Origin of the sequence: Bacillus sp. FSL R12-0074 (assembly GCF_038005725.1) — a bacterium.
In the GTDB taxonomy this organism is placed as follows: domain Bacteria; phylum Bacillota; class Bacilli; order Bacillales; family Bacillaceae_G; genus Bacillus_A; species Bacillus_A mycoides.
The window spans coordinates 32,501-47,455 of sequence record NZ_JBBOTR010000001.1 but is presented as its reverse complement, the minus strand read 5'-3'; the positions used below and the strand labels follow the sequence as shown (position 1 = coordinate 47,455).

At 36.5% G+C, this 14,955-nt stretch carries 16 protein-coding genes and 2 rRNA genes (1 of these 18 running past the window's edge); 1 reads left to right on the top strand and 17 read right to left on the bottom strand.

Features of this window, described 5'->3' with window-relative positions; translation table 11 throughout:
* Nucleotides 1–70 precede the first annotated feature (70 nt).
* From veg to metG, 6 genes are all read right to left on the bottom strand, one after another.
* The gene (veg, locus tag NSS97_RS00250) at nt 71–334 is read right to left on the bottom strand and encodes a biofilm formation stimulator Veg (RefSeq protein WP_002009653.1); all 264 of its coding nucleotides are present in this window, start codon (nt 332–334) and stop codon (nt 71–73) included.
* Between the two features lie 238 nt (nt 335–572).
* The gene (yabG, locus tag NSS97_RS00245; RefSeq protein WP_044444390.1) at nt 573–1,436 is read right to left on the bottom strand and encodes a sporulation peptidase YabG; all 864 of its coding nucleotides are present in this window, start codon (nt 1,434–1,436) and stop codon (nt 573–575) included.
* Between the two features lie 117 nt (nt 1,437–1,553).
* Nucleotides 1,554–2,432, bottom strand: coding sequence for a 16S rRNA (adenine(1518)-N(6)/adenine(1519)-N(6))-dimethyltransferase RsmA (gene rsmA, locus NSS97_RS00240; RefSeq protein WP_002091590.1), 879 nt, complete (start codon nt 2,430–2,432; stop codon nt 1,554–1,556).
* Nucleotides 2,429–2,986, bottom strand: a complete 558-nt coding sequence (rnmV, locus tag NSS97_RS00235) for a ribonuclease M5 (protein ID WP_002029323.1) — start codon at nt 2,984–2,986, stop codon at nt 2,429–2,431. The genes rsmA and rnmV overlap by 4 nt, the downstream gene beginning before the upstream one ends.
* A gap of 260 nt (nt 2,987–3,246) precedes the next feature.
* On the bottom strand, nt 3,247–4,014 hold the full coding sequence (locus NSS97_RS00230) for a TatD family hydrolase (RefSeq protein WP_002009645.1): 768 nt from the start codon (nt 4,012–4,014) through the stop codon (nt 3,247–3,249).
* Between the two features lie 165 nt (nt 4,015–4,179).
* Entirely contained in the window at nt 4,180–6,162 is a 1,983-nt protein-coding gene (gene metG / locus NSS97_RS00225) for a methionine--tRNA ligase (protein WP_002009643.1), read from the bottom strand.
* Between the two features lie 519 nt (nt 6,163–6,681).
* On the opposite strand from metG, the gene NSS97_RS00220 reads away from it, so the two are divergent.
* Nucleotides 6,682–6,966: an AbrB/MazE/SpoVT family DNA-binding domain-containing protein gene (locus NSS97_RS00220; protein WP_000843037.1), complete on the top strand. Its 285-nt coding sequence runs from the start codon at nt 6,682–6,684 to the stop codon at nt 6,964–6,966.
* Nucleotides 6,967–6,986: 20 nt separating this feature from the next.
* On the opposite strand, the gene rsmI is transcribed toward NSS97_RS00220, so the two are convergent.
* The 11 genes from rsmI to NSS97_RS00165 all read right to left on the bottom strand — a co-directional run.
* Nucleotides 6,987–7,862 carry a 16S rRNA (cytidine(1402)-2'-O)-methyltransferase gene (gene rsmI, locus NSS97_RS00215; protein WP_002130208.1) on the bottom strand — a complete coding sequence of 292 codons (876 nt, stop codon included), beginning with the start codon at nt 7,860–7,862 and terminating at the stop codon, nt 6,987–6,989.
* Nucleotides 7,831–8,121 carry a GIY-YIG nuclease family protein gene (locus NSS97_RS00210; protein ID WP_002130207.1) on the bottom strand — a complete coding sequence of 97 codons (291 nt, stop codon included), beginning with the start codon at nt 8,119–8,121 and terminating at the stop codon, nt 7,831–7,833. Before NSS97_RS00210 ends, rsmI begins: the two co-directional genes overlap by 32 nt.
* A complete protein-coding gene (locus NSS97_RS00205; protein ID WP_002029328.1) occupies nt 8,108–8,848 on the bottom strand; it encodes a tRNA1(Val) (adenine(37)-N6)-methyltransferase in 741 nt (246 codons plus the stop codon). Before NSS97_RS00205 ends, NSS97_RS00210 begins: the two co-directional genes overlap by 14 nt.
* 120 nt (nt 8,849–8,968) lie before the next feature.
* On the bottom strand, nt 8,969–9,319 hold the full coding sequence (gene yabA, locus NSS97_RS00200; RefSeq protein ID WP_002009639.1) for a DNA replication initiation control protein YabA: 351 nt from the start codon (nt 9,317–9,319) through the stop codon (nt 8,969–8,971).
* Between the two features lie 14 nt (nt 9,320–9,333).
* The gene (locus NSS97_RS00195) at nt 9,334–10,161 is read right to left on the bottom strand and encodes a PSP1 domain-containing protein (RefSeq protein ID WP_002009637.1); all 828 of its coding nucleotides are present in this window, start codon (nt 10,159–10,161) and stop codon (nt 9,334–9,336) included.
* A gap of 5 nt (nt 10,162–10,166) precedes the next feature.
* Nucleotides 10,167–11,150, bottom strand: coding sequence for a DNA polymerase III subunit delta' (gene holB, locus NSS97_RS00190; protein ID WP_002009636.1), 984 nt, complete (start codon nt 11,148–11,150; stop codon nt 10,167–10,169).
* 35 nt (nt 11,151–11,185) lie between these two features.
* Nucleotides 11,186–11,812 carry a dTMP kinase gene (tmk, locus tag NSS97_RS00185; RefSeq protein WP_002130202.1) on the bottom strand — a complete coding sequence of 209 codons (627 nt, stop codon included), beginning with the start codon at nt 11,810–11,812 and terminating at the stop codon, nt 11,186–11,188.
* Nucleotide 11,813: 1 nt separating this feature from the next.
* Nucleotides 11,814–13,235 carry an aminotransferase class I/II-fold pyridoxal phosphate-dependent enzyme gene (locus NSS97_RS00180; protein ID WP_044444389.1) on the bottom strand — a complete coding sequence of 474 codons (1,422 nt, stop codon included), beginning with the start codon at nt 13,233–13,235 and terminating at the stop codon, nt 11,814–11,816.
* Between the two features lie 79 nt (nt 13,236–13,314).
* Nucleotides 13,315–13,494: a sigma factor G inhibitor Gin gene (locus NSS97_RS00175; protein ID WP_341111187.1), complete on the bottom strand. Its 180-nt coding sequence runs from the start codon at nt 13,492–13,494 to the stop codon at nt 13,315–13,317.
* Nucleotides 13,495–13,693: 199 nt separating this feature from the next.
* Nucleotides 13,694–13,809, bottom strand: a 5S ribosomal RNA gene (gene rrf / locus NSS97_RS00170).
* Nucleotides 13,810–13,858: 49 nt separating this feature from the next.
* A 23S ribosomal RNA gene (locus tag NSS97_RS00165) occupies nt 13,859–14,955 on the bottom strand; it runs 1,825 nt beyond the window's last position.

The following is a 14,955-nucleotide window of genomic DNA, read 5'->3' as shown; positions in this document are numbered from 1 at the left end:
GCTACGGTATAATTAGTATGCAAAATAATATAGCTTTTCATTTATGGGAATATATGTAACAAAAAATACATTAATTATAAAATACTTCATTTTGAGATTCATCGTAAAATGTTAGCTCTACTGTCTCTGTTAAAACATCTGCATAACTATAAGATACACGTTGCAATGCATCTTCTTGCTGGTCTAATTGTACAACAAACACAGAACGATACGTTTCTGCAAGTACACCTGATTGCTCCACAGTTTTTCTTCTCCCACTATTTGCCTTTAACATAAGTCTCTGTCCAAGATGGTGATCTAATTCGCTTTTAATTTCATCTAAACGTTTTGACATATACTTTGCTACACCTCGCTGTAATTTAGATTGAACACTTAAAACACGATATATCTATCCCAATTATTAACCGCAATTCACAGACAATATCATTATAAAAGCATCATGCGTTCAAATAGATAGAAGAAATACTATATTCTAAAAGTATCATTGTATAGTCTGCACGTTCTTGCCGCTTTTTATCCAGACTCATTTAAATCATTTCCACATAAAAAAGCAAGATACGTATGTACCTTGCTCATTCGTCATAATGTTGAAAGGGCAATCCTGTTCGTAAAATCCCTCTTGTTTCAATTCCGCCTAGTCCCTTTTCGCCAGTAATTGTATTACGCACAACGTCCCATACATTTACTCTTTCCATAAATGAAGTGAAACTAATTTTGCCAACTACATATACAGGATCTAGAGCATGAATATTAATTCTAGACGGTGAACTAGCAAAATTAGCACCTGCCCGAATCAACGCCTCAAAGTGTGATTGACAAGCCCCAGCAAAAATAACGAGTTGATCTAACGATGGATACTTTTTCCGCACTTCTCGAACGGCCTGTACAAAATGTCTAGAATGTCTATATGCTGCTAAATCTCCCATAACTCCTTTTGACTTTGTATATGCATCATGTCCTGTAATAACTAAAATGTCTGGGCGAAAATGATCTATTAAGTCTACTATCTTTTCATGCATCTCCGTTTCTTTACAATGAATACCTTGAACAGGAACGCCTATTTTATTATATAAATCTAAGCACTTGCGCAAATATAAAGGATCTCCATCTATATGCAATACACGTCCTGGCATTTGAAAATAATTCACTTCACTTGTATATCCACCAGTTGAATTATGTTCATGTCTTTTTTTCATCAACACGTAATCTTGCTGAAACAACCGGTAAGTACGCTCCATCGTTTCTTTTTCACGCTTCACTCTATTTTTATGTTCTCGTTGATCTATACTAACTAAATCTGCAAGTGGTGCATCCGCCACAAGTCTAATTTCCTCTCCAAATAATATTGCCATATCGCCTTTTATTTCTATAATACGAAAAAGAATATCCCTATTATGAGAATATCGTTCAACTAATTCTCCAACATGTAAATCCATTCTCCTACCTCCAAACTCCAAACTCGTTAGGCCATCTTACCTGTTTTTAAAGTATGAATTTAGGAAAGGAAAGGTGACAAAAGGGACAGCTCAAGTTGAACTGTCCCTTTCATATTCTTATGACAATTTATGAAGAATTAATGCATTACTTAATGTTGCAAACTCTTCGATAGATAGCGTTTCGCCTCTTCGCTTCGGATCAATTCCTACTTCTGTCAAAATTCGATCCAACAGCTCTTTATCTTTCGGGAAACCATTTAAATTATTTGATAAATTATTCATTAAAGTTTTACGACGCTGTGCGAAACTCGCTCGTACTACTTCAAAGAAGAAAGTTTCATCTGTCACTTCTACAACTGGTTTAGGACGCTTTAGAAGACGGATAATCGCAGAATCAACATTTGGTTGTGGCACAAACACTGTACGCGGTACAGTCATAACTGTTTCTACCTCTGTATAATACTGAATGGCAATTGATAAAGAACCATACTCTTTCGTTCCTGGTTTAGCAGCTAAACGATCCCCAACTTCTTTTTGCATCATAACAACAAATCCACGAACCGGTAATTTTTCTTCAAGCAATTTAAATAAAATTGGCGTTGTAATATAGTATGGTAAGTTAGCTACTACCATTACATCTTGTCCTTCTTCAAATTGTTCACTAAACACTTCATGTACATCTGCTTTTAGTACATCTTTATTTATAACTGTAACGTTGCTATATGGAGCTAACGTCTCGTCTAAAATTGGTAATAATCTCTGATCAATTTCAAAAGCCACTACTTTTTTAGCACGCTTCGCCAATTGCTCTGTTAACGCACCAATACCTGGTCCAATTTCAATTGCGCCACTTTCTGAACCGATTTCTGCGTGATCAACGATACGATTTAATACATTCGTATCAATTAAAAAATTTTGTCCTAAACTTTTTTTGAATGAAAATCCATACTTTTCAACAATGTCTTTCGTACGATTTGGTGTTGCGATATCCTTCATTTTTTTTCCTCCTGTATTACTTGCTTATAAGCTTCTGCAAATGATTCCTTTGAAACCTGAAACATTTGTAAACGTTTATGTAACTGTTTTGCGTTTGTATAACCAATCTTTAATAGCTTACCCACTCTTTCTCTGCGACTCTTTGCCATTTCTCCGCCCACTAAGCCCGCATCGACTAGATCACTCCAACTAATTTCACTTGTGTAAGCTTCCATTTCTTCATGTATATTCTCTAAAGCACGGCGAATCGACTCATTAGAAGCATGTTCGATTCCAACACCTTTTTTCCTTTTAGCAAGTGCTTCTTCCTTCGTTAAAAAAGCATGCTTACATCCAGGAACCTTGTCAGAAATAATTTTTCGAATACGCTCTCCAGGATAATCCGGATCTGTGAAAATAATAACGCCTCGTTTTTGCTGCGCTAATTTAACTTGCTCAATAACGTGATCACCGATTGCTGAACCGTTCGTTTCGATTGTATCCGCATCAACAGCACGTTTAATCGCAACTGTATCATCTTTACCTTCTACAACGATAATCTCTTTAATTTTCATGCTTGCCTCCACACTCTTTTCATCTCTACTTAGTAAAACAAAAAAATGACGACTTTTCCATTATTATTTTCCCAATCGTACATTTTAAAAAGTAGAAGAGAAAAATCTTTGTTCACTATCCTTATTGTAACACTTCTATCTCCATCTTAATTTATCCGCAATATTTCTACACTTATGTTATGAGTAAATAGTGGGTTCTTATCACTTCTACTATCTCTCTTCTCAAAAAACAAAAAAAGAATGGGACTCCCCATTCTTTTTTATTCAACACCAAATAAGGATTTGGCATTCTTTGTTGTTACTTGCGCTACTTCGTCATAAGAAATTCCTTTTAAATTCGCAATTTCTTCTGCTACCAGTTTTACATAACTAGGTTCATTTCGTTTCCCTCGAAATGGGTGTGGTGTTAAATACGGGCAATCTGTCTCTATCAATAATTTTTCTAACGGAATCTCCATAGCAACTTCTTTCGGTTTCTTGGCATTTTTAAATGTTACTGGCCCACCTAATGAAATTAAAAAGTTCATATCGACACATCGCTGTGCTACTTCTACACTACCGCTAAAGCAATGCATAATGCCCCCTACTTCAGCTGCATTCTCTTCCTCTAGGATATCAACAATATCTTGAGTTGCATCGCGGTTATGTATAATAATCGGTAATTTCACCTTTTTCGCTAATGCAATTTGTTTACGGAATACTTCCTTCTGTATTTCTTTTGGAGACTTATCCCAGTGATAATCTAATCCCATTTCCCCAATTGCAACTACTTTAGGATGAGCCGCTAATTCTTCTAACCAAGCTAAATGTTCTTCTTTCATATCGATTGCATCAACAGGATGCCATCCAACTGCAGCGTAAATAAAATCATAAGCCTCTGCTAATTCAATTGCTTTCTTTATCGTTACTTCATCAAATCCAACAACAACTGTATATGTAACTCCCGCTTCTTTCATTCTCGCGATAACTTCTTGTAAATCTTCTTCAAATTGCTCTGCATTTAAATGTGAATGTGTATCAAACAACATAATAAATAACTCCTTTTATATTGAAATCAATTCTCTCATAGAAAAACTACACTCTTTCTAACTTAACGATAACAATACTTCAATTTTAATGCAAAAAACGGAATGTAAAAAGAAAAAAGACGCTTCACCAATGTTACACGTGAAACATCTCTTTTCTTGTCTCAATTACTTGATTTTTGTACCATTTGGTAAATTATGGTCAATTGATGCTAATGACAATACGCCATTCTCTTCACCTGCTAAAATCATACCTTGTGATAATTCACCACGTAATTTTACAGGTTTTAAATTCGTTACACAAATAACCTTTTTACCTTTTAGTTCTTCTGGGGAATAGAATTTAGCAATCCCAGAAACCACTTGGCGCTTCTCTGTACCTAAATCAAGCTGAATTTTTAACAACTTATCTGCTTTTTTCACAGGTTCAGCGGATATTACTTCAGCTACTCGTAATTCTACTTTAAAGAAATCATCAATTGTAATTTCTTCTGCCTTTGGTTCTTCTGCTTTTTTCTCTTCTACTTTAGGAGCAGAACCTTGCATTTGTTCTTTAATATACCCCACTTCTACTTCCATTTCCAAACGAGGGAAGATTGGGTTTCCTTTTTCTACTTTTGTTCCAGCTGGAATACATCCAATTGTAGATAGGCTTTCCCAAGATTTATGCGCCTCTTCAGTAAGTCCAAGTTGAGCAAACATCTTACTTGGTGCTACTGTTAGGAATGGCATAAGCATAATACCTGTTTGACGAAGTACCTCAGCTAAGTGGGCCATTACAGACGCAAGTTTTTCGCGATCATTCTCATCCTTCGCTAATACCCACGGTTGCGTTTCATCAATATATTTGTTCGTACGGCTAACTAATTGCCAAATGGAACTTAGCGCTACAGAGAATTCCATATTCTCCATTGCCTCTTCTACTTTTTTCAATGTATCTTTGGCAAATGTCACTAACGTTTCATCGAACTCAGTTACATTTGCTTTAAATGCAGGGATTTCCCCGTTAAAGTATTTATCAATCATAGCTACTGTACGATTTAATAAGTTACCTAAATCATTCGCTAAATCAAAGTTGATTCGTTCAACAAATCCTTCTGGTGTGAATACTCCATCAGATCCAAATGGAACTTCGCGAAGTAAGTAGTAACGCAATGCATCTAATCCGTAACGATCAATTAGTGTAACTGGATCTACTACGTTTCCTTTTGACTTACTCATTTTTCCATCCTTCATTAAAATCCAGCCATGAGCAAAGACTTTCTTCGGAAGTGGTAAATCTAAAGCCATTAAAATAATTGGCCAATAAATTGTGTGGAAACGAACGATTTCTTTCCCAACTAAATGGACATCTGCTGGCCAGAATTTTTTATACTTCTCTTCATTTTCTGTTCCATATCCTAATGCAGTAATGTAATTAGACAACGCATCTACCCATACGTAAATAACGTGTTTTGGGTTACCTGGAACACGAACTCCCCAGTCAAATGAAGTACGAGAAACAGCTAAATCTTCTAATCCTGGTTTAATGAAGTTATTAATCATTTCATTTTTACGGGACTCCGGCTGAATGAAATGTGGGTTATCTTCATAGAACTTTAATAGTCGGTCTACATATTTACCCATTCTAAAGAAATAAGACTCTTCGCGAACAAGTTCTACAGCGTGACCACTATCTGGGCTTTTTCCACCAACTACTTTGTCACCTTCCATAATTGGATCTACTAATTGATGCGCTGTATAGAATGTTTCATCTTGTACAGAATACCAACCTTCATATTCATCAAGATAAATATCGCCTTGATCTACTAGCTGCTTGAAGATTTTCTCAACAACATCTTTATGACGATCTTCAGTTGTACGAATAAAATCATCATAAGAGATATCCATCTTCTCCCAAAGTTCTTTAATCCCTGATACAATGTTATCCACATATGCCTGTGGTGTAACATTTAGTTCTTCTGCTTTCTTTTGGATCTTCTGTCCATGCTCATCAGTTCCTGTTAAATAATGAACATTGTATCCTTGCATACGCTTATATCGTGCCATCGCATCTCCTGCTACTGTCGTATAAGCATGTCCAATGTGTAACTTTCCACTTGGATAATAAATTGGGGTAGTAATATAAAAGGACTTATTTTCCTCTTTCATCGTTTTGGACCTCCCGAATAACCTCATATGTATTTATAAACAGTATATCAAAAACTCATATATAAAGTGAAACTTTAATCCGTGGAGAGGGTTCATCCCCCATGGATTATTAGCCCACACCAATCGGGCTTTTACGAGCAGTTGATCTCCCACTTAACTTCTTTGCTCCGGCTAAATTTTGAAGTGGGAGTCTTACTGCTCACAAATAGCGGGATAAAAACGAGTTAATGCTCGATATCTTTATCATCTATTACTCATATTCAAAAAAATATACAATATATTTCCCGAAAAGTATAAACATTACAAAAAATAATACAAAACAATTGTAGAAATGACTTACATTCTATCATATATAAGAAGTATAAAAATCTATAAATCTTTTTTAAAAATATAGAATTTAATAATTGACGGAAATGTAAATGATTGGTATCATATGTCCATAGGGTATTTTGTCGAAAAATGACGAATCAAAAAATAGACTCGAAACTTATAAACTATTTATTTAGGAGGAAAAGAATTATGAAATCTACTGGTATCGTTCGTAAAGTTGATGAATTAGGTCGTGTAGTAATTCCAATCGAATTACGCCGTACTTTAGGTATTGCAGAAAAGGATGCTCTTGAAATCTACGTTGATGATGAAAAAATCATCTTAAAGAAATATAAACCAAACATGACTTGCCAAGTAACTGGTGAAGTATCTGATGGTAACCTATCTTTAGCTGAAGGTAAAATTATCTTAAGTAAAGAAGGCGCTGAACAAGTCTTAAACGAACTTCAAGATTATATCGAAACAGCAAAATAAGCTTCTCAATTATGAGAAGCTTATTTTTTATCCACATGATAGATTTGATATACGTCGCGTTTCGACAAATCTCGGTCTTTAGCGACTATTTTTATCGCTTCTTTTGAATTCATACCTTTTTCATTTATATAATGTTCAATATGATTATATACTGAAATAGCTTCCCACCATTGTTCTTCTGGAGTAGGTTCTTCTGTTGAACCTGCTACTAAAATACAAAACTCACCACGAACTTCATTTTGCTTCGTCCACTCAATCGCTTCTTCAATTGTTCCACGAATAAACTCTTCAAATTTTTTCGTTAGCTCACGACATAATACGATTTCCCTATTTCCTAATACTTCTTGCATAGAGATTAAAGTATCATCTAAACGATGTGGCGCCTCATAAAACATCATTGTAGTTGGAATATAGCGTAGTTTTTCTAATTCAAGCTTACGTCCCTTTTTATTTCTTTGCAGGAAACCATAGAAATAAAAATGTTTTGTCTCAAGTCCTGATGCAATCAATGCTGTAAGGGCTGCATTTGCCCCAGGAAGCGGAATAACATGATATTGTTCTGCTACAGCCTCTACAACGATATCATAACCAGGATCTGAAATACATGGCATACCAGCATCGCTCACAATGGCTACAGTCTTACCTTCTTCTAACTTATCTAAAATTTTCCGTCCACTTACTCCTTTATTATGCTCATGATAACTCATAACTGGTGTTTCAATTTCAAAGTAATTACAAAGTTTCTTCGTTTGCCTTGTATCTTCCGCTGCAATAATGTCTGCCTCTTTTAAAATTCGGATTGCACGAAATGTCATATCCTCTAAATTTCCGATTGGAGTCGGTACTAAATATAAAACTCCCTTTTCATTTTGCTGAAAGCTTTTTTGCTGCCACATAGCGTTCTCCTTTTTGCATGTATTCTTCTTTTTTTTTCCTCGTTAACTGCTTAAAGTGATACTCAGCTTGCATAGCCGTTCGTTTATCCTCGTGATCCTCTACATATTTTAAAACAACTGGAAGTCTAGCGCGTGTATATCTAGCACCTTTTCCACTATTATGGGTCTGAATCCGTTTTTCTATATGATTTGTGTATCCAGCATAATAACTTCCATCAGAACACTCCACCACATAAAAACAATGCTTATTCTTCTCCATATAAAATTGAACGAAGCTCCTTTGTATATTCATTGTTTTCTTCATATACAAAAAGAGGTGGTAAGATTTTTAAATCTGCATTCCCATCCTTAATTCCTTCAATTAACAATGTATTCGCTTCTTTACCAGCCTTAGGATAAACAAATCGCACACGTTTCGGTTCAATTTTGTATTTACGCATTAATGTGACGATGTCGAGCAAACGACCTGGACGATGTACAAATGCTACTTTCCCACCCTGTTTCACTAGCTGACTACTTGCGTATACAACATCTTCTAGTGTGCACATAATTTCATGACGAGCTATCGCTAAATGTTCATTCATATTCTTCTCAGAAGTTTGTGGTGTTTGAAAATAAGGAGGATTACATGTTACAACATCATATTGATGACGTCCAAGTTTCTCCGGCATATCTTTCAAATCTCCATGGATTAAATGAATTCTTTCTGCTAAATTATTGTATTGAACACTTCTTATTCCCATATCATATAAGCGCTCTTGAATTTCTACACCTGTAATTTTCCCTTTTGTCCTTGTACTTAATAAAAGAGGGATAACTGCATTACCTGTACACAAATCAAGTAAATTACCTTTTTGAATTGGCACCCAAGCAAAATCTGCAAGTAAAACAGCATCCAAAGAAAAATTAAATACTGATGGACTTTGTACAATCTTCATATCTTGCGCTAATAAGTAATCTAAACGCTCATCTTCATATAAATTCATATATTGCTCCCTTTCTTACACTTAACCTACCCTATTTCATCTTCTATTAATGTAAAAATAAATTTCATTCTACTCTCATGTATAAAAAATTACCTTTCCAATTATATTGGAAAGGTAATCTCACTTTTTATTTAAAAATGACAGACAGAATAAACAATCTCCCTCTTTACGTACACTTCCATAATGTAGATTGCAAATATGAAAACCTTCTTGATATAGTCTCGCTAGATTATCGTAGCCTTCACCAATATCTGTCTTCGCCTTCATTTCTTTGCGTTTTTGAGTTTTTTGTTTTTCCTTGTTCTGCACTTCTTCAAAACGATGTCGCAAATTTTCATTTTCCATTTTTATATGTTGGTTTTCTTCCAATAATTCTGCAAGATGTTGTTTTAATTCTCCCAACTGTTTGTATAAATGTCCAATTTGCTCTTCCATACTAGAAACCGATGCAAAAATATCCTTTTTCTCCACAAGCACCCACCTCATTAATCTGTGGTTTGACTCGAAACGACCCCTTTATTCATTAATTCATCTAACGTATATTCTACTATCCGTTCCTTGTCTACTAGTTCCACTTGAATTAATCTTTCTAAAATATTTAATCCGATAACACGGCCAGTACCGTGCGGTGTTTGTATACGTTGATCTAAATCAGGAAGTTGTTCCTTTGCTGCCTCATATTCATCATTCTCATATTTTAAGCAACACATTAAGCGACCACATAAACCAGAGATTTTTGCAGGATTTAATGATAAATTTTGATCTTTTGCCATTTTAATGGATACAGGTTCAAAATCTCCTAAAAAAGTAGAACAACAAAGCATACGACCACATGGACCAATACCACCAAGCATTTTTGCTTCGTCACGAACGCCGATCTGTCTCAGCTCAATTCTTGTCCTAAAAATTGCCGCTAAGTCTTTCACTAGTTCCCGGAAATCAATCCGACCATCCGCAGTAAAGTAAAAAATAATCTTATTACGATCGAACGTATACTCTACATCTACAAGCTTCATATCAAGATTATGTTCTCCTACCTTTTGTTGACAAACTTGATATGCTTCTTTCGCAGCATGCCTATTCTCTTCAACAATGGTACGATCATTTTCATTTGCAATACGAATAACTTTTTTTAGCGGTAATACAACGTCATTTTCATCAACTTGCTTTTTGGTAATAACTACTTTTCCGTACTCAATACCTCTTACCGTTTCTACAATTACAAACTCATTTTCTGAGATATCGAACTGATTTGGATCAAAGTAATATACCTTTCCGGCCTTCTTAAAGCGAACACCTACTACATCATACAAAACGGTCATCCCTCCTGCAACCGCAACACTAACTGTTCGAACACAAGCTGCGCATTTACATTAGCGTTGATTCTATTTTTTGCCTCTAATATATTAAAGAGAGCTGATACAATGCGCTTCTGAGCATAAGAAAAGGATTCAAACATCTCTTTCTGCTCATGAAAAACAAGACGATCTTCTTCTCCAAGTTGAACATATAATAAATCCTTATAAATAAGGAGTAACATATCTAAGCCTTGCTGTAATTGTTCTTTCTCTCCAAAGTGCTTCCCCCATTTTTCTTGTACAAAAAAAATAGAGGCCTTATCTTTTTCGAGCGCTTCACATAATTTTATCACTAAAGCTCTCGCTTGTGCAAACCATTCATCATTACACATTAATAAAGCTTCTTCAAAACTATTTGTAAGCTGCGCAGCAAGTGTAGATAAAGAGACTGTAATACCTTCTTCCTCTAACCTCTTAATTAAAGATTCTGTAGGCAACGGCCTAAACGTAACAACTTGACAACGAGATAAGATTGTATTTAAAATCTGATGACTTTGTTCAGTAAGTAAAATAGCTGTTGTATCACTACTTGGTTCTTCTAAAAACTTTAAGAGCGTATTCGCTGCATTTGCTGTCATACGATCTGCATGCTCAATAATATATACTTTTTTATTTGCTTCTAATCCTGTTTTTGAAAACTCTTCTTGTAAATCATGAATTTGCTGTTTTTTAATAGATAATCCATCTGGTTTTACAATATGTAAGTTTGGGTAGTTACCTGAATCAATTCGGCGACAATTCGTACATACATGACAAGGCTCTACACCATTTCTTTGTGAACAGAGAAAACTTTTTGCCATTTGAATTGCTGTGGCGAACTTCCCAGTTCCTTTCCCTCCCTCTAACAAGTAAGCGTGGGATATACGCTCTTTTGCAATGCTATTCATCAACATTTTGACACCGATGGGCTGTATAGCAGAAAGCTGCTCCCACGTATTTATCATACTGCATACCTCACTTATTTCATTCTTTCCTTCTATTATAACAATTTATCTTCTATAATCTGAACAACTTCTTCTATAAGTTTTTTCATTGGTTGATCAGCATTTACTAATACAATGCGATTAGAGAAACGCTCTACAACTTGTAAATACCCTTCACGCACACGTTTATGGAAAGAGATATCTTCCATATCTAGTCGATTTACTTCACGTCCTGCATCTTTTCCAATTCGTGCTAAACCTACCTCTGGCTCAATATCTAAATAGATTGTTAAACTAGGCATACAATCTTCCGTTGCGAAACGATTAATTTCAAATACTTTATCCATACCTAAGCCTCTTGCATATCCTTGATATGCTAAAGAACTATCTATAAAACGATCACATAGTACAAGATAGTTTTCCTCAAGTGCTGGCATAACTTTTTCCACTAAATGTTGTCTACGTGCAGCAGCATATAAGAGCGCCTCTGTACGTGCTTCCATCATCGTATACTCTTTTTTATGTAAAATTGTTCTAATATCTTCAGAAATTGCAATACCACCTGGTTCTCTGGTCGCCATTACCTTTTGTTCCTTTTGCTCAAAATATGGTAATAAACTTTTAATTAATGTTGTTTTACCCGAACCTTCTGGCCCTTCAATTGTTACAAATAATCCCTTCATCCTAAAACCTACTTTCTATATCATACACGTTCATATATTTCGTACTACCTTGAAAACGAGCCCCTGTTTTCTCTAAATGAGTAATTTGCTTTGTATGTTCTTGAGTAATTCTCTCTCCATACATGATCAATGGAATTCCAGGTGGATACGGAATCACCATTTCTGCAGCTATCATACCAACGGCTTCTTCTATAGATACTAACTTCGTTTCATATCTCTCTAATTGTTTATACGTATACGGTAAAGGGGAAATCTCCCCTTTATAAGTATAACGAATTGATGCTGTCTTGTCTTTTACCTTATATTGCTGCATAGCTAATCGAATGATCTCTATAGCTTTCATATAACCCTCATTTACTTGTAACGGTAATATAAATAGGACGTTATATGGATCTGCCATTTCCGTATATATACCGACTTTTTCAAATACAGACTGTAATTCATACCCCGATAACTGACAGCGAGTTTGCACCGTAACTTTTAATTCATCTTGCGATGGATATTGTAAAATAGCTATTTGTGGGATAGATCGCAATCCTTCTTTAAATCGGCGTAAAAACTCAACGATTTCATCATGACCTTCTTCCTTTATAACTGCTATTGCAAAACGTGCTATATCAAGAGAAGCCATAATTGGATACGATGGGCTACTAGATTGTAGCATACTTAAATAGGAGGAAACTTTTTCTTCGCTCACCAAACGGCTATTTATATGTAAATAAGATCCCATTGTCATCGCAGGTAATGTTTTATGTGCGGAATGAACCACAATATCCGCACCATAAACTAATGCTGACTTCGGGAAGGGGTCCCCTATACAAAAATGCGCCCCATGGGCTTCATCTACTAGAACAGGAATTTTATGTGCATGTGCGTAAGCGATACTTGCCTCTAAATCAATTCCCATACCATAGTAATTAGGATGTGTTAAAATAAGTGCTTTTGCATTTGGATACTTTGTAATTGCCTCCTTAATAATTTCATCATGAACACCTACTGGTACGTTATGTAATTCATCAATCCATGGATTTAAAAAGACCGGATTAGCCCCTGCTAATTTCAAACCATTAATGATCGATTTATGACAATTTCTTTGTACGAGGACAATATCATGTTCGCTGCAGCAAGACAAAATCATTGCTAAATTCCCAACTGTTGAACCATTAATTAAAAAATAACTTTTGTGCACGCCATATACTTCAGCTAATAATTGCTGTGCTTCATCTATACATTCAAACGGGCTATGTAAATCATCTAATCCTGTTAACTCTGTTACATCAATTGATAATATGTCCTTAAACCCCCCTGAAGCTTTCTGAGGGAAGTTTAAACCATTCTTATGACCCGGAACATGAAAAGATAGTAGTCGCCTTTCTTTAAATTCCATTAGCGCCTCATATAAAGGCATACGATTTTGATTCATATATATCTCTTCCTTATTATTCATTCTGTATCTATTATACAGATATTAGGGCAAAAAAAATAATAGGCATAATGCCTATTTAAAAATATGATACTTCTAATTTTCGCAGTTGTTTTAAATAATGTATATACTTCGGGTCAGTTGTCTCAGTATTCACCAGATTTCTTTCGCACTCGTAACATATTAAATTATTATATACATATATTCCTTCCCCTCTTTTTTTCTCACAAACGATGCAAATTTCACTTGGTAATTTCATAATCTTTCCTCCCTTTTTAAATAAACATATTATATACCTCTATTCCTTAACAAATTTCCGGAAAATATACATCAATTTTTTATATAATATGATTTATTCTTGGGCAACGTGTTTGTATTACTTATGTATTCCCTTTACTTCTTTCATGTACTGTTTAAAAACAAAAAAACACAAGTCAAAAGACTTGTGTTTTTATCTTGCTTGGCGACGTCCTACTCTCACAGGGACAAGGTCCCAACTACCATCGGCGCTAGAGAGCTTAACTTCCGTGTTCGGTATGGGAACGGGTGTGACCTCTCTGCCATCATCACCAAACTATGAAGGTATATTCCTTCAAAACTAGATAACATTTGCTTCATATTATATGGTTAAGTCCTCGATCTATTAGTATTCGTCAGCTCCACATGTCACCATGCTTCCACCTCGAACCTATCAACCTGATCATCTTTCAGGGATCTTACTAGCTTACGCTATGGGAAATCTCATCTTGAGGGGGGCTTCATGCTTAGATGCTTTCAGCACTTATCCCTTCCGCACATAGCTACCCAGCTATGCCCTTGGCAGAACAACTGGTACACCAGCGGTGCGTCCATCCCGGTCCTCTCGTACTAAGGACAGCTCCTCTCAAATTTCCTGCGCCCACGACGGATAGGGACCGAACTGTCTCACGACGTTCTGAACCCAGCTCGCGTACCGCTTTAATGGGCGAACAGCCCAACCCTTGGGACCGACTACAGCCCCAGGATGCGATGAGCCGACATCGAGGTGCCAAACCTCCCCGTCGATGTGGACTCTTGGGGGAGATAAGCCTGTTATCCCCGGGGTAGCTTTTATCCGTTGAGCGATGGCCCTTCCATGCGGAACCACCGGATCACTAAGCCCGACTTTCGTCCCTGCTCGACTTGTAGGTCTCGCAGTCAAGCTCCCTTATGCCTTTGCACTCTACGAATGATTTCCAACCATTCTGAGGGAACCTTTGGGCGCCTCCGTTACACTTTAGGAGGCGACCGCCCCAGTCAAACTGCCCACCTGACACTGTCTCCCGGGTCGATGAGACCCGTAGGTTAGAATTTCAATACAGTCAGGGCGGTATCCCACCAGCGCCTCCACCGAAGCTAGCGCTCCGGTTTCAATGGCTCCCGCCTATCCTGTACAAACTGTACCAAAATTCAATATCAGGCTACAGTAAAGCTCCACGGGGTCTTTCCGTCCTGTCGCGGGTAACCTGCATCTTCACAGGTACTATAATTTCACCGAGTCTCTGGTTGAGACAGTGCCCAAATCGTTACACCTTTCGTGCGGGTCGGAACTTACCCGACAAGGAATTTCGCTACCTTAGGACCGTTATAGTTACGGCCGCCGTTTACTGGGGCTTCAGTTCAGAGCTTCGCTTACGCTAACCCCTCTCCTTAACCTTCCAGCACCGGGCAGGTGTCAGCCCCTATACTTCGCCTTACGGCT